The following is a 26,238-nucleotide window of genomic DNA, read 5'->3' as shown; positions in this document are numbered from 1 at the left end:
AGGGACATCGTGTATCTGCTGGGAACGCACCGGTCCGTCACCGACCGGCTGAAACTTTCGACCCGTCGTGATCTGGGTGCGGGGAACTTCTTCTGGCACGTCTGCGAAATCGCCCGCGACCTCGACCGGCCGCTGCTCTTCCGGCACGAGGGCGGCGGGAAGACATCGGGCCATTCCCTAGGCGGACTGCGTGACCGGGTGCTGCGGTGCGCGCGGTGGTACGCCGAAGAAGGGGTGAAACCCGGAACACGGGTCGGCGTCCACCTGACTGACGGGATCGCCGGTTTCGTGCACCACATCGCGATCACCGCGCTCGGCGGGGTCACCACGCTCACCAACCCGCGGATGCCGCCGGAGACCGCGGCCCACTATTTCGCCCGCACGGACACCACGCTCGTGGTCACCGACCTCGAACGACCGGCCACGGACGGCACGCGGTTCGTCGGCGAGGAAGCGGTCGGCGTTCCCGGGGACGGCCCGGCTCCGCCGCTGCCGGATCGGCACCGGCACCGAGACGACGACCTGGTGCTGATCTCCCATTCCTCCGGCACCACCGGTGTACCCAAGCCGACGGCCTTCGCGCACCGCACGTTCTCCGTCGGCAAACGGGAACGGCTCTGGAAGTTCCCTTCCCTGCGAACGGATCGGATGCTCACCGCGCTGCCGCACAGCCACTCGTCCGGGATCAGCTACCTGAGCCTCGCCCTGATGCTCGGACTGCCGACCATGCTGGCCGACGGGACGTCGGGCGCGGCGGTCGCGGCGGCGATGAACGCGTTCGAGCCCACACTCGTGCTCGGCTTCCCCGGTACCCTCGCGGAGTTGCCGATCGGCGCGCTGACAACGGAAGCCGCCGACGCCGTCCACACCTGGATGGGCATGGGGGACGCGTCGCACGAACGCCACATCCGCCCGTTGGTGGCACTCGGTCATACCCGGACGAACGGCGCCGTGACCGCCGGTTCGACCTATGTGGACGGTCTCGGTTCGTCCGAAATGGGCATGGTGCTGTTCAAACACGCCTACACCGCCGACTCCACCACTTACGCGCGGGCGATCGGCAAGCCGGTACGGGTGGTCCGCGAGGCCGCAGCCCTCGACGACGCGGGCCGGGTCCTGCCGCCGGGCCGGGCCGGCCTGCTGGGGGTGCGCACGCCGAGCGTCACCCCGGGATATGTGAACGACGAGACGCTGAACCACCTGGCCCGCCGCGGCGGCTTCTTCCTCACCGGCGACGTCGTGCGCCACGACGAGAACGGGACCTGGTACCACCTCGACCGGACGCCGGATGTCATCGAGACCGTCGATGGCCCGGTGTACAGCCTGCCGGTGGAAGAGGTCGTGCTCAACGAGACGAAGGCCTTGGACGCCGCCGTGATCGCGGTGGCCGATCCCGCCGTCCCGGACCGGTCGCTGCCCGCCGCCGTGGTGCTCTTCGGACACGGCGATCCGCCGGGCGCCGAGGAGATCCGAGCCTCGTGCAACCGCGCGCTCGCGCGAGCGGGACTCGCGGAACTCGCCGCCGTGGTCGTGGCCGGCTCACGGAGCGATTTGCCGGTGGGGGTCACCGGGAAGGTGCTCAAACGCGAGCTTCGGGAAAGGCATCGGGAACTCCTCACCCGCACGTCGAGCAGTGCCGAACAGAAGGGACGGAACGGATGACCGTGGTCGACGCCGACGTGGCCGCCGGGAACGGGACGGACGAGACGGCCGCGCGCGCCGTGGTCGACATCGTCACCGGGACCTGGCGTTCACAGGCACTCTACGCGGCGGTCGCGCTCGGTCTGCCCGATCACCTCGCCGAGGGGCACGTCACGAGCGCTTCCCTGGCCGCACGCGCGCAAGCCGACCCCGACGGCGTGCTCAGGCTGATGCGGTTGCTCGTCGCGATCGGCGTGTTCGACGGCGACGACCGCACCGGCTACCGGCTTACCCCGATTTCCCGGCTGCTGCGCACCGGCACCTCGACGTCGATGCGCGAGATGTGCCGTCTCTACGGTGAGGAGTTCCATCAGGCCTGGGGTTCGGTCGTCACCGCGGTGCGAACGGGGCGTTCCGGCTTCGAGCACGCTTTCGACCGCACGCTCCACGAGTACCTCGCCGAGGTACCGGGGGCGGGGCAACGCTTCCTCGACGCCATGAACGCCGGGAGCGCCTTCTTCGCGGACGTCCCCAAGGCGTTCGACTTCTCGCGCGGGAAGACGGTCGCGGATCTCGGTGGCGGCAGCGGCAACCTGCTGTCCACCGTGCTGGAGACCCATCCCCATCTCCGCGGGCTGCTGGTGGACAAGGAGCACATGCTGCCGGTGGCCAGGAACCAGCTCGTCGCGCGCGGCTGCGCGGACCGCTGCGAAGTGGTGGCGGGAGACATCTTCCGTGCCGTTCCCAAGGGCGTCGATTTCTATCTGCTGTCCCGGATCCTGCAGGACTGGGACGACGGCGAGTGCATCACGCTGCTCACGCACTGCCGCCGCGCCATGGCGGACGAGTCCGCGCGGGTGCTGATCCTGGAGCGGGTCATCCCCGATTCCGGGACCGAGGTCCTGCCGCTGCTGTGGGATCTGCACCTGCTGATGATGGCGGGCGGGCGGGAGCGGACCCTGGCGAGCTACGAGTCCATTCTGGACGGTGCGGGTCTCCGGCTCGAGGCCGTCCATCCACTGGCACTGGAGACCAGGTTGCTGGTCGCGGCGCCGGTGGCGCCGGGCCGGTCCCGGTGACGACGTCATGCGGATCTGCATCATCGGCCTCGGCCCCCGTGGACTCTCCGTGCTGGAACGGTTGTGCGCCAACGCGTCCGTCCTGGCGCCCGCCGACCGAGAACTCGTGGTGACCGTCCTCGACTCGCATGTGCACGACGGCGGGCAGGTGTGGCACCGGCGCCAGGATCCGAAACTGCTGATGAACACCGTGGCAGCCCAGATCACCATGTTCCTCGACGACACCGTCGAGGCGGCGGGCCCGGTACTGCACGGCCCGAGCCTTCACGACTGGGCGAGGTCGATCGCGGCCGCGCCGTCGTCCGCCGACATCCCGGACGGCGTCCACCGGGAGGCCGCGCTGCTCGGGCCGGACAGCTATCCGTCGAGGGCCTTCTACGGCTCGTATCTGTACTGGACCCTGCGGCGGATCGTCAGGACCGCTCCGGCCTCGGTGCGGATCGTGCTGTGCGCGGAGAAGGCCGTCGACCTGCGGGACGCCGAAGACGGTTCGCAGCGCGTCTGGCTGTCCGGCGGAACCGTGCTCGACGGTCAGGACGCCGTGGTGCTCACCCAGGGCCATCTCGACACGCTCCCGGACCGTGAAGAGTCGGCGATGGCGCGGTTCGCCAAGCGGCACGGTCTGCGCTACCTCCCGCCGGGCAACCCGGCGGGCGCCGCGCTCGAAGACATCGGGCCGGGTGAAACCACCGTCCTCAGAGGAATGGGACTGGCCTTCTTCGACTATCTCGCTCTGTTCACCGAAGGAAGGGGCGGACGTTTCCTCCGCACCGCCGACGGGCTGGTCTACCGCCCGTCCGGCCGGGAGCCACGGCTGGTCACGGGATCCCGGCGCGGCGTTCCGTATCACGCACGCGGCGAGAACCAGAAGGGCGCGTACGGCAGGCACGAGCCGTTGTTCCTTACCCCGGCGGTGCTCGAACGGTTTCGCGGGCGCGCGGAGCCCGCCGACTTCCGCGTGGAAATCTGGCCGCTCATCGACCGCGAGGTCCGCACCGTCTTCTACGGCGCGCTGGTGCGCGACCGCGGATCACCGGAGAGGGCGCGGGAGTTCACTCGCGCTTTCGTCACGGCGGCAGGCGATCGGCCATCGCCGCCCGTGCTCACGGATCCGCTGGCGCCGGCACCATCGGCTCGGGAAGAACGAGTGCTCGCCGAATTCGGGCTCGAGGAACGGTGGGACTGGCGCCGCGTGGCGTATCCGATCCCGGAGGCCGGGCTCACCGGCACCTGCCGGTTCCGGCGATGGCTACGGTCCTATCTGGACGAAGACATCGCGGAAGCGAAGCGCGGCAATGTGTCCAGCCCGCTCAAGGCCGCACTCGACGTGCTCCGGGACCTGCGCAACGAGATCCGGCTCGTGGTCGATCACGGCGGCCTCTCCGGCGACTCCTACCGTGACGACCTCCAGCGCTGGTACACGCCGCTGAACGCGTTCCTCTCGATCGGTCCGCCGGTGCGACGCGTCGAGGAGATGGCGGCGTTGATCGACAGCGGCGTGCTGAGCGTCCTCGGTCCGCAACTGCGCGTGCGGGCCTCGCCGGACGCCCGCCGGTTCATCGCGAATTCGGCGCGGGTACCCGATGTCACCGAGATCGCCACCACCTTGATCGAGGCCCGCCTGCCCGAGGCCGACCTGCGGCGGACCCAGGACCTGCTGCTGCGGAACCTGCTGGCACGAGGCGAATGCCGCCTTCACCGGATCCCGATCACCCACGGCGGTTCCTATCCGACCGGCGGCCTCGCCGTCACCCGCCGCCCGTATCGCCTGGTGGACCTCAGCGGGAGGCCGCACGCCCGCCGGTTCGCCTTCGGGGTACCCACCGAGACCGTCCACTGGGTGACGGCGGCGGGAATCCGGCCCGGCGTCAACTCGGTCATCCTGACCGACGCCGACGCAGTGGCCAGAGCCGCTCTGCAGATCGCGCTGCCGAACTCACCGTCATCCCGACCGAAGGAATCAGGAGAATCATGGATCTACAGCTGACCGGCCGTGTCGCGGTGGTCACCGGTGCTTCCAAGGGGATCGGACTCGCGATCGCCCGGACACTGCGCGAGGAAGGCGCCCGTGTCGTCGCGGTGTCACGGAAGAGCAGCCCCGAACTCGACCTGCTCGCCGGGGCCGGGCTGACCCACGTCGCGGCCGACCTGATGGATCCCGACGCGCCCGCGGACGTCGTGGCGCGGGCGGCGGACCTCTACGGCGGCCTCGACATCCTGGTGAACAACGCGGGCGGGCCACCACCGGGGGTGATCCTGCCGCGCTCCTCGTTCCTGGACGCGACGGACGAGGAATGGCGGAAGATGTTCGAGTTCAACCTGTTCTCCGCCGTCCGCGCCATCCGGGCCGCGTTGCCGCTGATGATCGAGCGTGGTGGCGGATCGATCGTCAACATCTCCTCGTGCAACGCGCGGCAGCCCTCCCCCATCAACGTCGACTACGGCGCCGCCAAGGCGGGCATGAACAACGTGAGCAAGGTGCTCTCCGAGGAGTTCGGTCCGCAGGGCATCCGGGTGAACGTGGTCTCCCCCGGTCCGGTCCGCACGGCGTGGTGGACCGACGAGGGCGGCGTCGCGGACCTCTTCGCGGCCAAGACCGGGACGGACCCCGAAACCGTGATGACCGAGGTCGTCCCGGAGATGATGCGGCTGGCGACCGGCCGGATCGCCGACCCGGGCGAGGTCGCCGCCCTGGTCGCGCTGCTGGCCTCGCCCCTTTCCGCCAACACCACCGGGGCGGAGTTCGCGGTGGATTCCGGATTCGTCAAGACCATCTGAGGCGGAACGGCCATGAACTCTCCGGTGAGGACCCCGGTCGCCATCGTGGGCGGCGGACCGGTGGGCCTGTTGCTCGCCTTGTTCCTCGACCGGCACGGCGTCCGGTCGGTGGTGTTCGAACTCGCCGAGTCCACTTCGGACCAGCCCCGCGGCAGCACGCACAGCGCCCGCAGCATGGAGCACTACCGGCGGCTCGGCCTGGCGGGTGAGGTCCGCGAACTCGGCCTGCCTTGGGACCACTCGACGGACATCGCGTTCTACACCCGCTACAACGGGTTCCGGCTCGCCCGCAATCGCCGCCCGGCCGTGCGGGACCTGCTGCGCCAGGTCGCCTCGGGGCCCCGCACGGCGCAGGTGCCCGAGCCCATGCACCGCGCCAACCAGATGTACGTCGAACGGCTGCTCTACCGCCGGGCTCGCGCCGCGGCGAACATCGAGCTGCGGTTCGGCTGGCGGGTGACCGGGATCGCCGCCGACCCCGGCGGTGCCGACATCCTCGCCGAGGACGCCGGCGGCCGGGTCCAGGCCTGGCGGGCGGGCTATGTCGCGGGGTGTGACGGTGCCCGCGGCGTCGTACGGGGCCACCTCGGCGCTCGGTACGCCGGAGCGGACCGCGTCGAGCAGGAGGTCCTCGGCGGCCGCACGGTCGCTGCGCATCTGCGGATCCCCACGCTGTACCGGGACTTCCTCGTCGACGGCGGGGCGTGGAGTCACTGGGCGGTGAACACCGATCTGGTGCTGAACCTCATCGCGCTCAACGGCAAGGACGAGTTCTTTCTGCTCACCAGCTCGGTCGACCCGGACTCGGCACCCGACGACGCGCTGGTCTCGGCGGTACGGCGGGCGGCGGGCGCGCCGATCCCGGTCACCGTGCTCGCCAGACGGCCGTGGACGTCGGGGATGGCGCTCGTCGCCGACAACTTCGGCACCGACCGGGTGTTCCTCGCCGGAGACGCGGCACACCTGTTCACGCCGAACGGCGGGTTCGGGATGAACACCGGACTGGACGACGCGGCGAACCTGGCCTGGAAGCTGGCCGCCGCGGTACAGGGCTGGGGCGGACCAGGGCTGCTCGCGTCCTACCACCACGAACGACGGCCGGTCGCGATCCGCAACACCGGCGCCGCGCGTGAACTCAATCTGGGTCTGGCGAACGTCGCACGGCCCCACTGCGTGGAGCAGGACACCGCCGAAGGCAGGGCGGAACGCCGTCGGCTCGGCCGGATGCTGGCGGACTACGGCGACCGGACGCTCGACACCCTCGGTGTCCAGCTCGGCGCGCGGTATGACGGTTCCCCGATCGTCGACGGCCAGGACACCCCACCCGCGGACTCTCCCGACACCTACACCCCGAGCAGTGTGCCGGGCGGGCGGGCACCGCATCTGTGGCTGGACGACACACGCGTCAGCGGCAGCTCGCTCTTCGACCACTTCGGCGTCGGCTTCACCCTGCTCCGGCTGGGGCCGAAGGCGCCGCCCGCCAACGGTCTGCGCGCCGAGGCGGCACGGCGGAACATCCCCCTCAAGGTGCTCGACCTGCCCGATCCGCTGGCCCGCGACCTCTACGAAAGGGATCTGGTGCTGATCCGTCCCGACCAGCATGTGGCGTGGCGAGGCAACGGTCTCGACCGCCCCGACCGGCTCCTCACCACCGTGACGGGCGGACGATGAACGCCCTCGACTCCGGGCTGCTCGCCCCGGCGCGGGCCGGGACACCGGTGGAAGCGGCGACGTCCGACGAAGCCTGGCTCCAGGCGCTCTTGGACGCGGAGGTCTGTCTGGCCCGTGTCCAGGCCGGACTCGGCGTCGTCCCCGAGGAAGCCGCCGAACGGATCGGCGAGATCGCCCGGGCGGAGGCCGTCGACCTGGTGAGTCTTGCGAGGCGGAGCCGTGAATCCGCGAACCCCGTGGTGGCGCTGGTCGCCGACCTGAGCGCGCTGGTCGCCGAGAGCGATCCGGAGGCCGCCGAGTACGTCCACCGTGGGTCGACCAGCCAGGACATCGCCGACAGTGCCGCGATGCTGTTCGCACACCGGGCCACCGGCCTGCTGCTGGCCGAACTGGAGCGAGTGACCGAGGGACTGGCCAGGCTCGCGGAGGAACACCGGAACCTCGTCATGCCGGGGCGCACACTGGCGTTGCAGGCGGTACCGGTGACCTTCGGCCTGAAAGCGGCAGGCTGGCTTCAGTCGGTAGCGGCCGCCGCGGACGGACTCCGCCGGGTGAGGGACACGCTTCCCGCTCAGCTCGGCGGCGCCGCGGGCACACTCGCCGGCTACGTCGAGTTCGCCCGTCTGCGGTTCGGCGAGGACACCGGCGCCGCGCGCGTCGAACGCTATCCCGAAGACCTCCTCACCGGGTTCGCCGACGCGCTGGGCCTCGCCACACCGGTGCTGCCATGGCATACCGCCCGCGCCCCGCTGGCGGAACTGGGTTCGTCGCTGGCGGTGGTCTCCGGGGCGCTCGGCAAACTGGCCATCGACGTCCAGACGCTGTCCCGCACGGAAATCGGCGAGGTATCGGAACCCGCGGGCGCCGCGCGGGGCGTGTCTTCGGCGATGCCGCACAAACGAAATCCGGTACTGTCCACCCTGATCCGAGCGGCCGCGCTCCAGGTGCCGCCGCTCGCCCTGATCCTGGCCCAGTCCATGCTCGCCGAAGACGAGCGGCCAGGCGGCGCGTGGCACGCCGAGTGGCTGCCGTTGCGAGACTGCCTCCGGCTGGCCGGAGGTGCGGCCACCACCGCCGCCGAACTCGTGGAAGGCCTGGTGGTGCATCCGGACCGGATGCGGGAGAACCTGGACCGCACCGGCGGCCTGCTGGTGACCGAGCGGCTGGCCGCGGTGCTGACACCGTCGTTGGGACGGGTCGCGGCGAAAGCCTTGATGACCGAAGTGGCGGCCGAAGCCACGCGCACGGGCCGTTCGCTCCGCGAGACACTGCTGGCCGGCCCGCCCCTCGCCGCCCGCTTCGACGGCGAGGATCTGGCCGGGCTCTTGGCTCCGGAGCGGTACACCGGCGCGGCCGCCCGGCTGGTGGACCGGGCGCTGGCCGACTACCGGCAGCGCCGATCGAGTCTTCGTGAGTGACGTTATCGAGGGATGCGGCAAAGGGGCCGGCACCTCAGCGGTGCGCGTTCTTCCGCCTGGGCCCTGGTTCTCATGTCGCGAACGACTCGCGACAGAAACCCGGCCGCGGTCGTGTCGTCCATCCAGTCACGCGTGTCGTCCGCCGGATCACGAGTGTCGTCCGGTCAGTCACGCGAAACCGCCGCCGCCGAACGACGCTTCGGCGGTGACCTGCCGGACGCTCCCTCCCCCGGCGGCCGCTCGGGCACGGCCGAAGCGACCTGCGCGCTCGTCACTCCGAGCACGGTCACCAGGAGCAGACCGGTCAGGGCATGGCCTCTTCGGCGCGTGTGGCACCTCCGTTTGCGCTCATATCGGCGCGCCGAGGCTTTCGGAAGTGCAGGTCGAAGCGCTGGACGTCGGGACGATCAGGTTGTCCGGAGTATCCGTTCGGACACCGGCGGCATCCACAGTGATGACGATCACAGCGAGACTCCATGCCCGGCATCCCTACAAACCGACCGCTCAGTACGGCAGACTCGACGTCACTTCAACTCGACGACGAGGAGTCACCCGTGACCGAACACCCCTCCCGTGTAGCGATCGTCACCGGCGCCGGCCGCGGCATCGGCGCGGCCGTGGCCGAACGCCTCGCTTCCGACGGGTTCGCCGTCGGACTGCTGGATCTCGACGAGGCAGGCGTCAAGCAGGGGGCCGAAGCGATCGTCGCCGAGGGCGGCAAGGCCGTCGGTGTCGCGCTGGACGTCAATGACGCCGCACAGGTCGAAGCCGCGGTGACGCGGGTGGCCGAGGAGCTCGGCGCGCCGACCGTGCTGATCAACAACGCCGGCATCACCCGCGACAACCTGCTGTTCAAGATGACCGAACAGGACTGGGACTCGGTGCTGGGCGTGCACCTGAAGGGGTCGTTCCTGATGACCCGCGAGGTGCAGAAGTACCAGACGCAGGAGAAGTGGGGCCGCATCGTCAACCTCTCCAGCACCTCGGCGCTGGGCAACCGCGGCCAGGCCAACTACTCCGCGGCCAAGGCGGGCATGCAGGGCTTCACCAAGACCCTCGCGATCGAACTGGGCAAGTTCAACGTCACCGCGAACGCCATCGCCCCCGGGTTCATCGCCACCGACATGACCGCGGCGACCGCCGAGCGGATCGGCATGTCGTTCGAGGACTTCAAGGCGGCGGCCGCGTCGCAGATCCCGGTGCAGCGCGTCGGCACGCCCGAGGACATCGCCAACCTCGCGTCGTTCCTGGTGAGCGACGGCGCCGGCTTCATCTCCGGCCAGGTCATCTACGTCGCCGGCGGACCGAAGGACTGAGCCATGCGCGAATTCGCCTCCCTGCAGGAGTTCGAGAACGCCGTCGGCGAGCACTTCGGCCACAGCGACTGGCTGACGCTCACCCAGGACCGGGTGAACCTGTTCGCCGACGCCACCGACGACCACCAGTGGATCCACGTCGACGTCGAGAAGGCGGCCGAAGGGCCGTTCGGCGCCCCGATCGCCCACGGTTTCCTGACGCTGTCGCTCATTTCGGGCTTCGTCGGGAAGCTCTACCGCGTCAACGGGCTCAAAATGGGCATCAACTACGGGCTGAACAAGGTCCGGTTCCCCCAGCCGGTCAAGGTCGGCGCGAAGATCCGGGCGGGCGCCGAGCTGGTCGAGGTCACCGACGTGGCAGGCGGCAAGCAGGCCGTCGTCCGGTGGACGATCGAGATCGACGGCGAGCCCAAACCGGCGTGCGTCGCGGAGATGGTCGTCCGGCTGATCGCCTGAGAGGGTGAGGTCCGGCACCTCGCCGGACCACCCCTACCCGACATACCGACTGGTCGGTACTGTAACCGGAAAGCGAGCCGCTGGAGGCACCATGAACCAGTCCGACCTGCCGGGCCTCGACCTGGCCAGGCTCAAGGCCCATCTGGACGAGCACCGGCCGGGTCTCGTCCAGGGCGACCTGAGCGGCCAGGTCGTGGAAGGGGGCCGGTCCAACCTCACCTACATCGTGGGCGACGGCCGGTCCCGCTGGGTGGTCCGCCGCCCGCCGCTGGGCCACGTCCTGCCGACCGCGCACGACATGGGCCGCGAATTCCGGGTGATCTCCGGACTGCGCGGCACGGCGGTCCCGGTGCCGGAAACCGTGCTGCTGTGTGAATACACCGACGTCATCGGCTCGCGGTTCTACGTGATGGAGTTCGTGGAGGGCACCCCCTTCCGCTCGGACACCGAACTCGCCGCGCTCGGCCCGGCCCGGACCAGGGCGATCGCGGAGGAACTGGTCGACACCCTGGTCGAATTGCACGCCGTCGATCCGGAATCGGTGGGGCTGGGCGACTTCGGCCGCCCGGAGGGCTTCCTCGAACGCCAGCTGCGGCGCTGGAAGAAGCAACTCGACGGCAACCGCAGCCGCGACCTCCCCGGCGTCGACGAACTCCACGACCGGCTCGCCTCGTCGGTCCCCGAATCGGGCAGGCCGTCGATCGTGCACGGCGACTACCGCCTGGACAACGTGCTGGTGAACGCGGACGACCGGATCACCGCGGTGCTGGACTGGGAGATGTCCACCCTCGGCGACCCGCTGACCGACCTCGCGCTGCTGGTGGCCTACGCCGAACGCGACAAGGTCTCGCTGCAGTTCGTGTCCAACGCCAGCTCGGCGCCGGGCTACCCACGCAACGACGAGGTCATCGCGCGGTACGCCGAACGTTCCGGCCGCGACGTCTCCCGGCTCAACTGGTATGTGAGCTTCGCGTTCTTCAAACTCGCGGTGATCCTGGAAGGCATCCACCTCCGCTACAGCAAGGGACAGACCGTCGGCGCCGGCTTCGACGGCATCGGCTCGGGCGTCGTCCCGTTGATCGCGCACGGCAACGAGACTCTCAAGGCCGAATGACGGGACGTGCGATGACTTGCTCGAAAGGTGGCCAAGCGGCGCGCCGCTCTCGTCGCGAACGAGAGAAGTCATCGGAAGCCGCAGCCCGGCTACGCATTCGTCGACGCGCCCCTGAAAACAAGGAAGAGGGATAGAGATGGACTTCGCCTTCGACGCGAAAACCGAGGAACTGCGGAGAAAGCTCCTCGAGTTCATGGACTCGCACATCTACCCGGCCGAGGCCGTCTTCGAGCGGCAGCTGGCCGGGCGCGACAGCGAATGGTCGCAGCCGCCGATCGTCGAAGAGCTGAAGGCCGAGGCCCGCGAGCGCGGGCTGTGGAACTTCTTCCTCCCCGGTGACCACGGCGCGGGGCTGACGAACCTGCAGTACGCGCCGCTGGCCGAGATCACCGGCCGCAGCCTCCGGCTCGCGCCGACCGCGCTGAACTGCGCGGCGCCGGACACCGGGAACATGGAAGTCCTCACCATGTTCGGCACCGACCAGCAGAAGAAGCAGTGGCTCCAGCCGCTGCTGGACGGCGAGATCAGGTCCGCGTTCGCGATGACCGAGCCCGACGTCGCCTCCTCCGACGCGCGCAACATCGCCACCAGCATCCGCCGCGACGGCGACGAGTACGTCATCAACGGCCGGAAGTGGTACATCTCCGGCGCGATGAACCCGAACTGCAGGATCTTCATCGTGATGGGCAAGACCGATCCGGACGGCCCGCCGCACAAGCAGCAGAGCATGATCCTGGTCCCCCGCGACACTCCAGGCATGACCGTGAAACGCGGTATGCACGTGTTCGGCTACACCGACGGCGATCACGGCGGCCACGCCGAAGTGGTCTTCGAGGACGTCCGCGTGCCCGCGGAGAACCTCATCGCCGGCGAGGGTGACGGGTTCGCCATCGCGCAGGCCCGCCTCGGTCCCGGCCGGATCCACCACTGCATGCGTGCCATCGGCATGGCCGAACGCGCGCTGGAACTGATGTGCCGCCGGGCGCTTTCGCGCGAGACCTTCGGCAAGCCGATCGCCGAACAGGGCGTGGTGCAGGACTGGATCGCCGAGGCCAGGGTCAAGATCGAGCAGCAGCGCTTGCTGGTGCTCAAGACCGCGTGGCTGATGGACACCGTCGGCAACCAGGGCGCGCACACCGAGATCCAGGCGATCAAGATCTCCACGCCGATCACCGTCGAGTGGATCCTCGACAAGGCCGTGCAGCTGTTCGGCGCGGGCGGCGTCAGCCAGGACTTCCCGATCGCCGAGATGTGGGCGCAGGTGCGGACGCTGCGGCTCGCCGACGGCCCGGACGAGGTGCACAAGCGCTCGCTGGCGCACCGTGAACTGAAGAAATATCGCGGGGAGGCCTCACGGTGACATTCAAGAACATGACCACTGTGGACGATCTCAAGCGGCGCGTGGCCGATCTGCTGGCCGCGTATCCGCCGGAAAGCACGCCGCGTCAAGACTTCCTCGACGCGCGGTTCGACGCCGGACTGGCGTGGATCCACTTCCCCGAAGGTCTCGGCGGCCTGAACGCACCGCGTTCGCTCCAGTCCGTCGTGGACAAGGAGCTCGCCGCGGCGGGCGCACCGGACAACGACAAGCGGCGGATCGGAATCGGTCTCGGCATGGCCGCGCCGACCATTCTCGCCTTCGGCACACCCGAACAGCACCAGCGCTTCCTACGTCCACTGTGGACCGAGCGCGAGGTGTGGTGCCAGCTGTTCAGCGAGCCCGGCGCCGGATCCGACCTGGCCGCGCTGGGCACCCGCGCGGTACGCGACGGCGACGACTGGGTGGTCACCGGGCAGAAGGTCTGGACGTCGGGCGCGCACAAGTCCCAGTGGGCCATCCTGGTCACCCGCACCGATCCCGACGTGCCGAAACACCGTGGCATGACGTACTTCCTGTGCGACATGACCGCTCCGGGCGTCGAAGTCCGGCCGCTGCGCCAGATCACCGGGGAGGCCGAGTTCAACGAGGTTTTCCTCAGCGAGGTCCGCATCCCCGACGCGCACCGCCTCGGCGCGGTCGGCGAGGGCTGGAAGGTCGCGCAGACCACGCTGATGAACGAACGGGTCGCGATCGGCGGCACCGAGTTCCCGCGCGACGGCGGCATGGTCGGCGTCGTCGCGGAAACCTGGCGGGAGCGCCCGGAGCTGCGCACGTCCGAACTGCACGACAGGCTGCTGAAACTGTGGGTGGAGGGGGAAAGCCTGCGCCTGGTGAGTTCGCGGCTGCGGCAGCAGCTCGCCGCGGGCGCGCCGGGACCGGAAGGTTCCGCGGTCAAGGTCGCGTTCTCCGAACTGAACCAGGCCGCGTCCGGGCTGGAGATCGAGCTGCTCGGCGACGAGGGCCTGCGTTACGACGACTGGACGATGCGTCGTCCCGACGGCGTGAACTTCCTCGGCCGCGAGGCCGGTTACCGCTATCTGCGCGCGAAGGGCAACTCCATCGAGGGCGGCACCTCGGAGATCCTGCGCAACATCATCGCCGAGCGCGTGCTGGGGCTGCCGTCCGAGCCGCGGATCGACAAGGACGTCGCCTGGAAGGACCTGCCCCGATGACCGACCTGCTGTATTCCGAGGTCGAAGAGGACCTTCGCGCCAGCGTCCGGGCTCTGTTCTCCGACCGCGCGGAACCGGCGGCCCTGATCGCCAGGACCGAGACGGCGGAACCGTACGACCTGAAGTTGTGGCGCACGCTCGCCGCCGACCTCGGCGCGGCGGGCCTCGCCGTCCCGGAGGCGCTGGGCGGGCACGGCGCTTCGGCGCGGGAAGTCGCCGTCGTGATGGAGGAACTCGGGCGCAGCGTCGCCCCGGTCCCGTACCTCGGCAGCGCCGTCCTGGCGACGTCGGCCCTGCTGGCGGCCGACACGTCACAGGCGGAAGTGGCCGAAACGCTCGGGAAACTGGCCGCGGGCACGCTCATCGGCGCCCTGGCCGTCCCGCTGTCGGCCGCGCCCGGCGCCGAGTTCCCCTCGACGGTCACCGCGGCCGCCGACGGCACGGTCAGCGGCCGGGTCCGCAGCGTCGCCGACGCTTCGGTGGCCGAACTGATCGTCGTTCCGGCGGTGGGACCCGACGGCCCCGGCCTGTACACGGTCGACGCTTCGGCGGCGGGAGTGACGGTCGCCGAGGCGATTTCCCTCGACCTCACCCGGCGCATCGCCGACGTCACCTTGGAGAAGGTTGCCGCGAAGCGTGTCGCCGGCCCCTCGGTGGCGGCGTCCGCGCTGGACACGGCACTCGTGACCGCGGCGGGGCTGCTCGCCTCGGAACAACTCGGGATCGCCGAATGGGCGCTGACCGAAACGGTGCGCTATCTCAAGGAGCGCTACCAGTTCGGCCGTCAGGTCGGTTCGTTCCAGTCGCTGAAGCACCGGTTGGCGAACCTGTACACGGATCTGGTCAACGCCAGGGCGACCGCGCGCTACGCCGCCGACTGCCTGGCCTCCGGCGACGACATCGCGATCGCCGTCGCGGTCGCGCAGGCCCGCAACTCCCCCATCGCCGTCCACGCCGCCGAAGAAGCGATCCAGCTGCACGGCGGGATCGGCATGACCTGGGAGCACCCCGCGCACCTGTACCTGAAGCGCGCGAAGAGCGACGAGATTGCGTTCGGCACTCCTGGGCGGCATCGCGCCGCCCTCGCGCCGCTGATCGACCTGCCGGCCTGATCTCCCCGGCGGGGTCCGTCCCGGAAAGTGTCGGACCCTGCCGGTAGACCTGTTCGAACATCAGATCGAACAGGGAGTCATCATGAAACTGCTCGTGGCCACCTCGAAGACCCAGGGCACCCGGAAAACCGACTTCGACCACTGCGTCGAGGGCGAGCTGCTCTGGATCGCCCCGTGCTGTGACGACGGCGAGCGCTCGCCCGATTCCGATTGCGGCTGTGGAAGGGCGTTCGGCGGCCTGAGTTCGCACCGCGGGACGACGACGGCGCTCGTCGCGGAACTGCCCGGCTTCACCTATTCCGACTACGCCGAAGCGTTGCGGTCGAGTCTGGCCGCCCAAGGCTGGCCACCCGAAGCCGCCGAAGAGCTGGCGGCGGGCTTGCTCGCCTTCGCCTCCGGATGGGAGGTGGGAACGGTGCTCGAACGCCGCAACGACTGTTTCGCCGAGCGGCTCGTGCCCGCGGGCTGAGCACTACTCGGGTCGCAGCGCGGCCAGCAGGAGATCGGCGAAGTGGTCGCCGATCTGGCGGGCCGAGAGCGCGCCGCCGCGCCGGTACCACGATCCGAGGTGGTGCACCGACCCGAAGAAGAAGTCGACGATCACGTCGGCCGGTTTGTCCGCGCGGAACTCGCCGGACTCCTGGCCTTCCTCGATCAGCGTGCGGAACCGCTCGTGGTACTTGCGGCGTTCCGCGCGGACGGCCTTCTGCTTCTCCACGCTGAGCTGGTGCATGGACTGCATGAAGATCGTGTTGTCGTCGAGGTTGTCGATCGTGCTGACGACGACGTCGGAGGCGGCGGAACGCAGCCGTTCCCGCAGCGGAGCCTCGCTCGAGACCACTTTTTCCAGTTGCTCGGTCTGCGCGCGCAGCACCCGGGCGTAGATCTCGTAAAGGAGGTCGTCCTTGGAGCCGAAGTAGTGGTACATCGCGCCCTTGGTGACCCCGGCCGCCTCGACGATCTCCTGCACGGAGGTGCGGTCGAAACCCTTCTTGGCGAAGAGCTTCGTGGCGTGCGACAGCAGACGGCGCGGGACGGCGGCCTGGTCCTCACCGCCGGCCTCGGCCTTCCTGGTGGTCGCTCGTGTCATGGCCGGCCCCTTCTCGTGCGGACACTCAGCATACCGGCCGGTTTGTCGACGGCCGGAGAAGCGCCGGTTCCCGGGAAGGATTACCGGCCACTGGGCGCCTGGGAGGGCCTCGACCGCCCGGTTCATACGGTTGGGTGACGGCCAGCCGGGCCCCGTCCTGGTGAACTGGGCATATGAGCACCAGGCACCCGGGCACCGGGACGGGATCGCGGGCGGACGTCCGCGTCGAGGAGGTCGGAGCCCTGCGAGACGGAGTCGCTCTGGGCACGACCCCGCTGACGGTGCTCGCCGGGGAGCCGGGTTGCGGCCGCGGCACGGTACTGGACAGGCTCGCCGAGGAGCTCACCCCGTCGGCCAAAGTGCTGGTGCTGCGGCTGGCCAAGCTCGACCGGACACTCCCGTACGGGGCGATGTTCCGGCTTCTCGTCCTTCTCGGCGGGGACCGGGCCGAGGAGGAACCCGCGCGGCGCTCGGTGCTGGCCATGCTCGCCAGGGCGGGCGAGACCACGCCGACCCCGGAGACCGTCGCGAAGATCGCGACCGCCGTGTTCGCGCTTCTCCGCGTCCAGACCCCATTGGTGGTCCTGGTCGACGACGCGCAGTGGCTCGACGAGCACACCGCCCGGCTGGTGAGCGCGCTGCTGCACCGTTGCACGGCGGAGACACCGATCAGCGTGGTCGCGACAGTGCGGACAGGCGCGGGAGACGACCTGTCCGAGAGCCCCGCGCTGAGAGGAGCCTTCGCGCGGCTCCGGGCGAGCGGGCGCGCGAAGTCGCGGTTCCTCCGGCCGCTTTCGCGTGCGCAATCGCGGTCACTGCTGACGGGACTGGTCTCGGCCCTGCCGGACGATGGCCTGGTGAGCGAGCTGCACACCGCCGCCCGGGGCAATCCCGCCGCCCTGACCGCGCTCGTGCACGGCTACCGGAAGGCCGGAGCGCTGCGGATCATCGACCGCACCGCGTACCGCGTCGAGCGGGTCGACCGGCCGGTGGCCACCGAGGACCATCCGCTCCTGCTGGCGGTGGCCGAGGCCGGTGGCGGCGTCAGGGAGGTGGCCGAGACGATGGCGATGCTCTGCCCGCTCGGCGCCGCCGCACCCGGCCTGGCCGCGACCGCGCTCGGATGGCGTGAAGACGATCTGCGGGCGGTGCTCGACAGGCTTGTCGCCGAACGTGTCCTGGTGCGGCGGCACGACGGCGGGCATCGGTTCCGGGTCCCCGCCGTGCGTGACGCCTTGCTGACCAAGATCGGGCCGTACGCCTCGCGCAGCCTGGCCGCTCAAGCGGTCCAGGCGGTGTGGTCCGGCTCCGCGTCCGTCTCGGATCCGGATCTGGTGCTCGACTGGATCACCCAGGCCGGGTCGCTCGTCGACACGCGCCGCGCGGCGGACGAACTCCTCGAAAACGGCAAGCGGGTCCTGTTCACCGACGGCGCGAAGGCGGAACGCTGGCTCCACGCGACGCTGTCCTGGGTGACCGAGCCGCCGGCGCGGACGGTCGTGCTGATGCTGTTGAGCGCGGCGAAGGCGTTGCACTACCGGGCGGCCGAGGCCGGGGACTGTGCGCGGCAGGTGCTCTGCAAGCATCTCGGCCACCTCGAACCCGCGGAGGCACAGGAACTTTCGGTCCTGTTCATCTCCGGGCTCGCCGCCCGCGGTGACCTCGGTGAACTCGCCGAAATCGCCGCGGGCGCGTCGCCGGTGCTGCCGGACGACCCGGCACTGATGGTGATCAACCGCGCGTATGCCCTGGTACTGAGCCATCGCTGGATCGAGGCGCGCGACCTCCTGGAGCGGGCGCGCGCGGTGTGGACCGGCAGCAACCACATCACCGCCGACTTCGGCACGATGTTCCTCGCGGCCTGCGGCGTCGTGCTCGGCGACACGTCCCAGCTGCACACGCTCATCGCGCATCCGGAACTGTGGCGTTCCGGGCATCTTCCGCAGTACAACATCGAACAGCGCCGGTTCGAAGTGGAGATGCTGCTGCAGTTGGGAGAACTCCGGCAGGCGCGGCGGCTGATCACCGACGCCGGGATGCCCTTGGACCAGTTGCCGGGACCCAACCTGTTCGCGCTGAACTACCTCGGCGGTGACTGGGCCGAGGCGATGGAACTGGCCCGGCGGACGATGCTGGGCGGCACCGATCCGGCTCGGCCGCTGCATTGCCTGCTGACGCACTGCGCGATCCGGCTCCTCGGCGCGCAGGGCCGGCTCGCCAGGGCCAGGGCGCTGGCCGCCGACAGCCGCCCGGCCGGGATACAGCACACGATCGACCACGCCGAATCCACCGTGCTCGGCGAACTCGGTGACACCGAGGGCGCCGACGCGTTGCTGTACTCCGCCGCACGCAGCGCCGACGCGGGCGGCTACCTCCTGGGCACCGAAGACCTCTGGGCCGACCTGGCGCGCTCCGCGCTGGCGCGGAACAAGCAACGCGAAGGTGAACATTGGGTACGGCGCTCCGCGCGCACGGCGACCCAGCTCGACACCGCCCGCGCGCACCAGAACCACTACCTCGCCCGCGCGGCGGTCCATCGCGAACCCGCCTCGGCCCGGCGCGCCGCGGCCATCGCGCGCGAACGCCGGGAGGTTCCCTACGAGTCGGCGATGACCCTCCTGCGGGCAGGGCTCGCCGGGCACCGGCCGGAGCGGTCATGGACCGAGGCGTACGAACTGTTCGGCGAGGTCGGTGCCTGGTACTGGCGCGGCCGCGTTCGGAAGTTGTTGCGCGACAATGGCTTCGCCGGACCCGGCCGGACGGAGACGACCGCCGAGAACGAACGCCTGCTGGCGATCCTCGTCGCCGAGGGCCTCACCAACCGGCAACTGGCGGTCGTCCTCGAAACCAGTGAGAAAAGCGTGGAAGGCAGGCTCAGCAGGCTTTTCTCACGGACCGGGTACACGTCCCGGGTGGAACTCGCGGCGGCGATCCTGACCGGCGACTACCTGACCTGACCCGACGCATTCAGAGGACTGATTGCGAGAGTGGTGCGCGCGTCTAGCAGGTGCGAACGTCCACAGTCAACACATCGGGCGGTAACTGGCATCGTTCTCGGGTGCCACTGGCACCGAGCCAGTATCCGCGCCGCGGCGTTGTCCGTGGGCGGGGTGCGGGGCCACGGTGGAGATCGTCTTCGCAAGTCCCGAACAAGGTGGTGACCCTGTGCGTTTCGACCTCCTCGGCCCCTTCAACGTCGTGCACGACGGACGTCCGGTCGTGTTGCGCGGGGCGACCCAGCGAGCCGTGCTCGCCTATCTGCTGTTGCGGCACAACGAGGTCATCGCCACCAGCACGTTGCTGCAGGCGATCTGGGCGGACGAGATCCCCGCCACCGCGCGCAAGATGGTGCAGAACGCCGTTTCGGGGCTGCGCTCGACGCTGGCCCAGCGCACCGGCGCCACCGAGCAGGCGATGCTGCTCACGCACGCGCCCGGTTACCTGCTGCGCGTCGACAGCGAGCAGGTCGACGCCGCCCGGTTCCGGCGGCTCGCCGCCGAAGGGCGGACGGCGCAGGCGGCCGGGAATGTCGAGCGGGCCGTGTCGGCTTATCGTGACGCGCTCTCGCTGTGGCGTGGCCCGGTGCTCGCCGACCTCACCGAGACCGGTGTGGTGTGGCCCGAGCTGGTCGCGCTGGAGGACCAGCGGATCGCCGTCCACGAGGACCTTTTCGGCTTGGAGCTGGACCGCGGACACCACCACGAGGTGCTCACCGATCTGCGCGGGCTGGCGGAGGCCAACCCGAACCGCGAGCGGCTCAACGCCCAGCTGATGACCGCGCTCTACCGCTGCGGCCGTCACGTGGACGCGCTCGAGGTCTACCGCGCGACGCGCGCCAGCCTCGCCGAAGGGCTCGGCCTGGAACCGGGCAAGGAGTTGCGCGAGCTGGAACGCGCGATCCTCCAGCACGACGAAACCCTGCTCACCCGGCGGCCGGATCCGGCGCCGCGTCCCGAACCCGAGCCCGCCCCGGTGGCCGAGCCACTGCCGTTCACGCCCGCACCGGTGATCGCCTTGCCCCGCACGGAGCCCGTCGAGAGCGAGCGGAAGCCGGTCGTCGCGGTCGGGGTCGCGCTCGCCACGCCGGACGACGATCCCGAAGAGGCCGTGGAGGCGCAGGCGCGGTTGCGGACCGTCGTCGAGGAGGAGGCCATCGCCGCGGGCGCGCATCTGCCCGGCGAGTCAGGGCCGGTGGTGCTGGCTCTGTTCGGTCTCCCCCGGACCGGTGACGACGACGCCGTCCACGCGACCCGGACGGCGTTGCGGATCCTCGACCGCCTGGCCACCGCCGGGATCGCGACCCAGATCGGTGTCGACAGCGGGGACGTTCTCGTCGAGTTCACCGCCGCCGGCCCCGGACAGGTGGCTGGCCCCGTCCTGGACCGCTGTGTCCGCTCGGCGCTACGCGCGCCCGAAGGCCGGATCCGCGTCTCGGACGCGGTCCGCGAAGCCTCCGAGCCCGCCGTGGTGCACGAAGCATCCGAAGACTCGCCTGGCTGGTGGCACGCCGTCTCGGCCCGTCAACATCCGATCGCCGAGCCCGCCGATCCCCGCGGCTTCGTCGGCCGTGACCACGACCGCGATCTGCTGAACCACCTTCTCGGTTTCGTCGAGCGCGGCGGGCGCCCGCATCGGGTGACCGTGTTCGGCGAGCCCGGGATCGGCAAGACACGGCTCCTCGCCGAGTTCGCCGAAACCCTCGCCGAGCGGCCCCGCATCCGCGTGCTGGACGCCGGGGCCGACGTCGCCGAGGCGTTCGCCGTCGTTCCCGGGCTGCTCCCCCAGACCGCGTCCCGGCTGCGCACTGAGGGCGGCGATGCCGCGCTTCGGGCCGCTGCCACCGAACTGACCTGCTACGGGCCGCTGGTGGTGCTGGCCGATGACCTGCACCGCGCCGACGCCGAGACCCGCGACTCCGTCGACCGGCTCGGTGAAGCGTGTGCGGGACTGCCGGTCCTGATCGTCGCCTCCGCACGGCCCGGGCTGCTGGAAGCCGAACACGGCGAGCGATGCGGCACGACGGTGACGCTGGCCCCGCTGGCCGACGACGCCGTCGGCAAGCTGCTCGACAAGCTCCTGCCCGGTACCGCCCGGCTCATCCGCGGCAGGCAGGAGCTGATCGCCAGGATCGGCGGCAACCCCCGGTTCGCGCACGCGTACGCCGAGGAGGTACACGGCCGCACCACCCCGTTTCCGGGACTCGGCCAGGCGATGACGCCGCCGTTGGTCCGCCGGACGCTCGCCGCGCAGCTCGACAACCTGCCCGCCGCCGAGAAGTCGCTGCTGAAGGCGGCCAGCCTCGCCGGGGACGCCTTCACCGCCGAAGACGTCGCCGCGGTCTGCGGCCGCGACACCGCCGAGATCGAGGGGACGCTGTCCCGGCTCGCGAGCCTCGCGGTGTTGCGCCGGGAGGACGACGCCGGCTACACGTTCCGCCGTGCGACCCTGCGGGAGCTGGTCTACCAGCGGATCCCGCGCGCGACCCGTACCGCGCTGCTCCGGCGCCCGGTCCCGCGCCGCGTCGAAGCCCTCGCCTGACGGCTGGCCTGAACGTAGTGAAGGCCTCCTTGCCTACCCTGAAGGTAGGCAAGGAGGCCTTCACGGACCGGGGAATCAGCCGGTGGGGCGCTGCATGACGTCCGAGGTGTACTTGACCGAAGAAGGCTCGTGCCGCGAAGTGAACGGGCACTTCCAGTCCTCTTCGGTCATCCGTCCGGAGAAGTGCCGGGACGGCATCTGGTACTCGTAGGTGGTGAAGCTCGGGTTGACCGAGCCGTTGTTGGTCGTCTCTCGTTTGCGGATCGCGTCCTGCATCGAGAAGAACTTGTCGCCCAGCAACATGAACTGCATCAGCGAGTTGAACGCGATCGCGGGCCGGGAGAACCGGCGGCTCGCCCGTGACGAACCCGGGTGCATGCCGACGACGAAGAACGAGTGCCCGGCGACGTGGAACCCGAAGTTCGGTTCGTCGGGGTCCGAGGTGGCGCCTTCGTCGAGGCCGTAGGTGCGGCTGTCGATGTCGTGGATGAGCTGGAGGTGGCGCCACAGCAGGCGTTCGTACTCCTCCTCGTCGAGGACGCCGCCGGGCTCCTCGAAAGTGGACACGAATGTGCGGAAGCTCTTGTCCGACAACGTGGGCCGGATGTCGCGGGCATAGCCGAGCATGTCGCGGTAGTGGGCACGCGCCGACTCCGGATCGCCCAGCGCCGGGTAGTGGCCGTGGACGATCGAGCCCTTCTTCAACGCCGCGCGAGCGCCGAGACAGCTGAACTCCGTGGTCTGGATGAACGCTTCGAGCTCCGCTTTCGGGTCGCTCATTTCACTCCGCCTTTCCGGTGCCCCCCGGCCGTTCGCCGCCTGCCGGGAAGCCAGTCGAAGGCGCGCACGGTGACCGGGCGCGCCGGGACGGCCAGCGCGGCCGCGTTGCCGGCGCCGGCGTCCAGTTCCGTGATCGTCCATTCAGGACGGTCTTCGAGGGCGACGTCGCCGCCGGTGAGGGTGAAGGAAGGTCCCGGCAGTCCGGCCAGTCCGGTGCCGTCGACCTTGAGGTAGGCCTCCTTGCAGGTCCAGTACCGGAAGAAGGTCAGCGGCTCGCGGACGGCGGCGGCCTCTTCCGGGCGCAGTGTCCGCGCGGCCAGGCCGTCGTGGTCGACCTCCCGGACCTCCTCGACGTCCACGCCGACCCGGACCCCGGCCGCGACCGCGACCAGCGCCAGCGCGCCGGACCGGGACAGGCTGAACTCGATCCCCGTCACGCCCGCCAGTGCCGGGCGGTCGCCGTCGCGGGTGAACCGCAGCTCGGACGGCGGGGTGCCCGTGTACGACGCGAGGATGTCGCGCAGCGCGACATGCGCGGCCAGGAAACGGGCCCGTTCCGCGTCCACCGTGATCGCGGCGGCCCGGCGCAACTCGTCTTCGGAGAGCGCGCCGAGCAGGCCGTAGGCCTCGGACGAGCCCGGGGCGAGCACCCGCGCGAGGGCGATCCGCCAGACGTGCACGTCCCGGCCGGGGCGGAGCCGTTCGCCCAGCGCGCCCGAGGGCTGCTTCCACGCCGAGAACCACTGCGTGGTCATCGGCCCAGCTTCCGGTGGATCACGTCCAGCAGTTCCGGCACGTGCTGCTCGAGGTAGAAGTGCCCGCCCGGGTAGGTCACCATCGTCGAGTCGGTGGCGAGTTCGAGCCACGCCGCCAGTTCGTCCAGATCGGCCCGCGGATCGCGGTCGCCGCCGAACACGGTCAGCGGCACCGGCAACGGCTCCCCCGGGACATGGCGGTAGGTCTCGTTGACCGCCAGATCGGCCCGCATCAGCGGCAGGAACATCGCCAGCAGTTCGCGCTCGCGGCGCAGGACGTCCGGCAGGCCGCCGAGGGCGTGCAGTTCGGCGGCGAGCCGCTCGTCGGGCAAAGCCCGCAGCTGGAGCCGGGTGTCGGGCAGCTGCGGGGCCGCCCGCCCTGACACGAACAGATGCTTCGGCAGCGTGGCCCCGCGCTCCGCGAGCCTGCGGGTGAGCAGGTACGCGGTCAGGGCGCCGACACTGTGCCCGAAGAACGCGAAGTCACCGGTGAGCACATCCCCGAGCCCCTCGATCGCCGCCTCGACAAGGCTTTCGACGTCTTCGTGCGGTGTCTCGCGACCGCGTTCGGCACGGCCGGGCAGCTGGACCGGCAGGACGACCAGCCTTTCGCCCGCCGCGAGGACCCATTCCCGGTAGACCGCCGCGCTCGCTCCGGCGTGCGGGAAACAGAACAGCTTCGTCGCCTCGGCAGGCGGGATCCCGCCGGGCAGCCAGGGACATGCCGTGCTCGGAGCGGTCATCGCAGCTCCATCGTCAGATAGGGCGGCGGTGGCTGGATCGTGCTCAGATCGGACTCCAGGACGAGCCGGTCGCCGTCCCGCGAGATCTCGGTGAAGCCCGCGAACGCGTAGGTCACGTACATGACCCGGTTACGGCCGGTCTCGACGAAGTCCGCGCGCAGTTTCGCGCCGTCCTCCTTCGCCAGTCCCATGATGTGGTTGAGCAGCACGGTGCCGACCCCGCGCGACATCACGCGGCACGACATCAGCATCATCCGCAGATGCCAGGCCGGCGCGCCGCGTTCGGCCAGCGCCAGGCCGATCTTGCCGTAGCCGCCGTACTTGTCGGAAAGGGAGGCTACGAGCAGGACGTGGTCGGGCGAGGTGCGCAGCTCGTCCAGCTCGTCGTAGGAGTAGGTCCGGCCGGTGGAGTTGAGCTGGTTGGTGCGGACGGTCAGTTCCTCGGCCCGCTGCAGGTCCTCCCGCTGGGCACGCGCGATCGTGAACTTCATGTCCAAAGTGGACAAGAACTCCTCGCTGGTGCCCTCGTGATCCTGTTCGACCTGCTCCCGCACGGCGGCAGCGCGGTAGAGTTCGCGGCGCACCCGCGACTCGTCGGTGACGAACTTCGGCCGGAACTCCTCCGACGCCAGTGCCTCCCCCAGCTTCGCCACGTCGACGGTCTTGACCGAAGGCAGCGCGTGCGCGACCTCGGCCAATTCGAACGGCTGGTCGTCGACGAACGCGATCGCGTCGAGACCGATGTTCAGCGACTTCGCGATCCTTTCCACGGAACCGGATTTGGGGTTCCAGCTGATCTGCGGGTACAGGAAGTACTCGTCGAGCCCGGCCGCCTTCAGCCGCGTCATCGCCGCTTCGTGGTCGTTGCGGCTGGCCACCGAATGCAGGATGCCCAGTTCGTCGAGCCGCTTGATCTCCGCCACGACCTCCGGCCGTACGGTGACCTCGCCGTCTTCCAGCAGCGTGCCGTCCCACAGCGTGTTGTCGAGATCCCACACCACGCATTTGATCCGGCCCCGCTTGGGTTTCTCCAGCACTGTGCTGTCTCTGATCATCCCGGCACCTCCCGATACGCCTCGTCCGCGATGGTCAGCTCCTGGATCTGGGTGCTGCCCTCGATGATTTCCATGACCTTCGCGTCGCGGTACAGGCGCGCCACCGGGTAGTCGGGGCCGCAGCCGTTCGCGCCGTGGATCTGGACCGCGTCCGAAGCCGCCTTGGCCGCGGCCGTGGACGCGAAGTACTTGGCCACCCAGGTCGCCATGATGGTCGCCGGATCGCCCGCGTCCTTGAGCCGCCCGGCCTTCTCGCACAGCAGGCGCGCGGCGTCGCGCGCGGTGACCATCTCGCTGATCTTGGCGCGGATCTGCGGCAGATCCCGCAGCAGCCCGCCGCCCGCCGAACGCGCCGACGTGTAGGCGGCCGACGCGGCGAGCGCCGCCCGCACGATCCCGACCGAACCGCACGCCACGCTGTAGCGCCCGAGGTCGAGCGCGCCGGTCATCACCGTGCCCGCGGCCCAGCCCGGCGGACCGACCAGCGCGGACGGGTCGAGCCGGACGTCGTCGAACTCGATGGTCGCCAGCATGCTCGCCGTGGTGCCGAGCATGTGCCGGACCGGGGTCACCCGGACCCCCGGATGATCCGAGGGCACCAGGAACGCGCTCATCCCGGTGGCCGTGCCGGCGAACACCAGCAACAGCCCGGCGACCTGGCCGCCGGTGATCCAGGTCTTGCGCCCCCGCAAAGTCCAGACGCCGTTCTCGGCGACGGCCACGGTGCCCGCGGCCGTCGAGTCGCTACCGCTGAAATCCGGCTCGGTCAGGCAGAACGCGCCCAGCGTCGCGCCGTCGGACAGGGCGGGCAGCCAGCGCTCGCGCTGCTCGTCGTCGCCCCAGCGTTGTACTGTCGCGGTCACCATCGTGTGCACGGTGAGCAGGCTCCGCAGCGAAGAACAGCCGCGGCCCGCCTCCTCGTGCAGCCGCCCGAGGGTGACCATGTCCAGCCCGGCGCCGCCGGCTTCGACGGGGAGGAACGGGGCCCACAGTCCCAGCTCCCCCACCCGCCTCAGCACCTCCGGGGGGATGTGCTCGGCCCGGTCCCACGCGTCCGCGTGCGGGCCGACCTCCTCGTCGACGAAACGCCCGATCACCTCGACCGCGGGCGTTTCGGGCCGTGTCCTCGCCCTCACGTC

The 26,238-nt window shown here is 70.3% G+C and carries 21 protein-coding genes; 15 read left to right on the top strand and 6 right to left on the bottom strand.

Annotation, left to right across the window (positions count from 1 at the left end):
- Positions 1 to 9: 9 nt before the first annotated feature.
- From AC069H_RS12815 to AC069H_RS12755, 13 genes are all read left to right on the top strand, one after another.
- A complete protein-coding gene (locus tag AC069H_RS12815) occupies positions 10 to 1,662 on the top strand; it encodes a class I adenylate-forming enzyme family protein (RefSeq protein WP_478232358.1) in 1,653 nt (550 codons plus the stop codon).
- Positions 1,659 to 2,720, top strand: coding sequence for a methyltransferase (locus tag AC069H_RS12810; RefSeq protein WP_478232357.1), 1,062 nt, complete (start codon positions 1,659 to 1,661; stop codon positions 2,718 to 2,720). Before AC069H_RS12815 ends, AC069H_RS12810 begins: the two co-directional genes overlap by 4 nt.
- 7 nt (positions 2,721 to 2,727) lie before the next feature.
- Positions 2,728 to 4,707, top strand: a complete 1,980-nt coding sequence (locus AC069H_RS12805; protein ID WP_478232356.1) for an FAD/NAD(P)-binding protein — start codon at positions 2,728 to 2,730, stop codon at positions 4,705 to 4,707.
- Complete coding sequence (locus tag AC069H_RS12800; protein WP_478232355.1) at positions 4,692 to 5,498, top strand: SDR family NAD(P)-dependent oxidoreductase; 807 nt, start codon at positions 4,692 to 4,694, stop codon at positions 5,496 to 5,498. The genes AC069H_RS12805 and AC069H_RS12800 overlap by 16 nt, the downstream gene beginning before the upstream one ends.
- A 12-nt stretch (positions 5,499 to 5,510) precedes the next feature.
- A complete protein-coding gene (locus AC069H_RS12795; RefSeq protein ID WP_478232354.1) occupies positions 5,511 to 7,169 on the top strand; it encodes an FAD-dependent monooxygenase in 1,659 nt (552 codons plus the stop codon).
- Positions 7,166 to 8,587, top strand: coding sequence for a nitrosuccinate lyase (locus AC069H_RS12790; protein ID WP_478232353.1), 1,422 nt, complete (start codon positions 7,166 to 7,168; stop codon positions 8,585 to 8,587). Before AC069H_RS12795 ends, AC069H_RS12790 begins: the two co-directional genes overlap by 4 nt.
- Positions 8,588 to 9,141: 554 nt before the next feature.
- The gene (fabG, locus tag AC069H_RS12785) at positions 9,142 to 9,903 is read left to right on the top strand and encodes a 3-oxoacyl-ACP reductase FabG (RefSeq protein ID WP_340683010.1); all 762 of its coding nucleotides are present in this window, start codon (positions 9,142 to 9,144) and stop codon (positions 9,901 to 9,903) included.
- Between the two features lie 3 nt (positions 9,904 to 9,906).
- Entirely contained in the window at positions 9,907 to 10,359 is a 453-nt protein-coding gene (locus AC069H_RS12780) for a MaoC family dehydratase (protein ID WP_125674813.1), read from the top strand.
- Between the two features lie 91 nt (positions 10,360 to 10,450).
- Complete coding sequence (locus AC069H_RS12775; RefSeq protein ID WP_478232352.1) at positions 10,451 to 11,473, top strand: phosphotransferase family protein; 1,023 nt, start codon at positions 10,451 to 10,453, stop codon at positions 11,471 to 11,473.
- Between the two features lie 136 nt (positions 11,474 to 11,609).
- Entirely contained in the window at positions 11,610 to 12,833 is a 1,224-nt protein-coding gene (locus tag AC069H_RS12770) for an acyl-CoA dehydrogenase family protein (protein WP_478232351.1), read from the top strand.
- Positions 12,834 to 12,844: 11 nt separating this feature from the next.
- Positions 12,845 to 14,026, top strand: a complete 1,182-nt coding sequence (locus AC069H_RS12765) for an acyl-CoA dehydrogenase family protein (protein WP_478232566.1) — start codon at positions 12,845 to 12,847, stop codon at positions 14,024 to 14,026.
- Entirely contained in the window at positions 14,023 to 15,138 is a 1,116-nt protein-coding gene (locus AC069H_RS12760; protein ID WP_478229025.1) for an acyl-CoA dehydrogenase family protein, read from the top strand. Before AC069H_RS12765 ends, AC069H_RS12760 begins: the two co-directional genes overlap by 4 nt.
- A gap of 82 nt (positions 15,139 to 15,220) precedes the next feature.
- Complete coding sequence (locus AC069H_RS12755) at positions 15,221 to 15,607, top strand: DUF7715 family protein (RefSeq protein WP_478232350.1); 387 nt, start codon at positions 15,221 to 15,223, stop codon at positions 15,605 to 15,607.
- Positions 15,608 to 15,610: 3 nt separating this feature from the next.
- Here AC069H_RS12755 and AC069H_RS12750 read toward each other — a convergent pair whose 3' ends face one another.
- A complete protein-coding gene (locus AC069H_RS12750; RefSeq protein WP_192745156.1) occupies positions 15,611 to 16,228 on the bottom strand; it encodes a TetR/AcrR family transcriptional regulator in 618 nt (205 codons plus the stop codon).
- A gap of 173 nt (positions 16,229 to 16,401) precedes the next feature.
- On the opposite strand from AC069H_RS12750, the gene AC069H_RS12745 reads away from it, so the two are divergent.
- The gene (locus tag AC069H_RS12745; protein ID WP_478232349.1) at positions 16,402 to 19,185 is read left to right on the top strand and encodes an AAA family ATPase; all 2,784 of its coding nucleotides are present in this window, start codon (positions 16,402 to 16,404) and stop codon (positions 19,183 to 19,185) included.
- A gap of 208 nt (positions 19,186 to 19,393) precedes the next feature.
- Positions 19,394 to 21,766 carry a BTAD domain-containing putative transcriptional regulator gene (locus tag AC069H_RS12740; protein ID WP_478232348.1) on the top strand — a complete coding sequence of 791 codons (2,373 nt, stop codon included), beginning with the start codon at positions 19,394 to 19,396 and terminating at the stop codon, positions 21,764 to 21,766.
- 75 nt (positions 21,767 to 21,841) lie between these two features.
- Here AC069H_RS12740 and gntA read toward each other — a convergent pair whose 3' ends face one another.
- From gntA to AC069H_RS12715, 5 genes are read right to left on the bottom strand one after another with little or no spacing between them, the layout of a single operon-like run.
- Positions 21,842 to 22,546, bottom strand: coding sequence for a guanitoxin biosynthesis heme-dependent pre-guanitoxin N-hydroxylase GntA (gene gntA / locus AC069H_RS12735; protein WP_478232347.1), 705 nt, complete (start codon positions 22,544 to 22,546; stop codon positions 21,842 to 21,844).
- On the bottom strand, positions 22,543 to 23,301 hold the full coding sequence (locus AC069H_RS12730; protein WP_478232346.1) for a 4'-phosphopantetheinyl transferase family protein: 759 nt from the start codon (positions 23,299 to 23,301) through the stop codon (positions 22,543 to 22,545). Before AC069H_RS12730 ends, gntA begins: the two co-directional genes overlap by 4 nt.
- On the bottom strand, positions 23,298 to 24,044 hold the full coding sequence (locus AC069H_RS12725) for a thioesterase II family protein (RefSeq protein WP_478229019.1): 747 nt from the start codon (positions 24,042 to 24,044) through the stop codon (positions 23,298 to 23,300). Before AC069H_RS12725 ends, AC069H_RS12730 begins: the two co-directional genes overlap by 4 nt.
- Positions 24,041 to 25,099, bottom strand: coding sequence for an HAD-IIIC family phosphatase (locus AC069H_RS12720; RefSeq protein ID WP_478232345.1), 1,059 nt, complete (start codon positions 25,097 to 25,099; stop codon positions 24,041 to 24,043). The genes AC069H_RS12725 and AC069H_RS12720 overlap by 4 nt, the downstream gene beginning before the upstream one ends.
- Positions 25,096 to 26,235, bottom strand: a complete 1,140-nt coding sequence (locus AC069H_RS12715) for an acyl-CoA dehydrogenase family protein (RefSeq protein ID WP_478232344.1) — start codon at positions 26,233 to 26,235, stop codon at positions 25,096 to 25,098. The genes AC069H_RS12720 and AC069H_RS12715 overlap by 4 nt, the downstream gene beginning before the upstream one ends.
- Positions 26,236 to 26,238: the final 3 nt, after the last annotated feature.

It is taken from the genome of Amycolatopsis sp. NPDC043887 (genome assembly GCF_056435665.1).
Note: the sequence above shows the minus strand (reverse complement) of the source record. Positions and strands in the feature narration are given on the sequence as shown.

Coding starts and splice junctions, on each gene's coding strand:
- AC069H_RS12775 (WP_478232352.1), top strand. CDS start 10,451: ATGAACCAGTCCGACCTGCCGGGCCTCGACCTGGCCAGGCTCAAGGCC.
- AC069H_RS12750 (WP_192745156.1), bottom strand. CDS start 16,228: ATGACACGAGCGACCACCAGGAAGGCCGAGGCCGGCGGTGAGGACCAG.
- AC069H_RS12805 (WP_478232356.1), top strand. CDS start 2,728: ATGCGGATCTGCATCATCGGCCTCGGCCCCCGTGGACTCTCCGTGCTG.
- AC069H_RS12765 (WP_478232566.1), top strand. CDS start 12,845: ATGACCACTGTGGACGATCTCAAGCGGCGCGTGGCCGATCTGCTGGCC.
- AC069H_RS12780 (WP_125674813.1), top strand. CDS start 9,907: ATGCGCGAATTCGCCTCCCTGCAGGAGTTCGAGAACGCCGTCGGCGAG.
- AC069H_RS12730 (WP_478232346.1), bottom strand. CDS start 23,301: ATGACCACGCAGTGGTTCTCGGCGTGGAAGCAGCCCTCGGGCGCGCTG.
- AC069H_RS12720 (WP_478232345.1), bottom strand. CDS start 25,099: ATGATCAGAGACAGCACAGTGCTGGAGAAACCCAAGCGGGGCCGGATC.
- AC069H_RS12770 (WP_478232351.1), top strand. CDS start 11,610: ATGGACTTCGCCTTCGACGCGAAAACCGAGGAACTGCGGAGAAAGCTC.
- AC069H_RS12790 (WP_478232353.1), top strand. CDS start 7,166: ATGAACGCCCTCGACTCCGGGCTGCTCGCCCCGGCGCGGGCCGGGACA.
- gntA (WP_478232347.1), bottom strand. CDS start 22,546: ATGAGCGACCCGAAAGCGGAGCTCGAAGCGTTCATCCAGACCACGGAG.
- AC069H_RS12810 (WP_478232357.1), top strand. CDS start 1,659: ATGACCGTGGTCGACGCCGACGTGGCCGCCGGGAACGGGACGGACGAG.
- AC069H_RS12745 (WP_478232349.1), top strand. CDS start 16,402: ATGAGCACCAGGCACCCGGGCACCGGGACGGGATCGCGGGCGGACGTC.
- AC069H_RS12800 (WP_478232355.1), top strand. CDS start 4,692: ATGGATCTACAGCTGACCGGCCGTGTCGCGGTGGTCACCGGTGCTTCC.
- AC069H_RS12755 (WP_478232350.1), top strand. CDS start 15,221: ATGAAACTGCTCGTGGCCACCTCGAAGACCCAGGGCACCCGGAAAACC.
- AC069H_RS12760 (WP_478229025.1), top strand. CDS start 14,023: ATGACCGACCTGCTGTATTCCGAGGTCGAAGAGGACCTTCGCGCCAGC.
- AC069H_RS12725 (WP_478229019.1), bottom strand. CDS start 24,044: ATGACCGCTCCGAGCACGGCATGTCCCTGGCTGCCCGGCGGGATCCCG.
- AC069H_RS12795 (WP_478232354.1), top strand. CDS start 5,511: ATGAACTCTCCGGTGAGGACCCCGGTCGCCATCGTGGGCGGCGGACCG.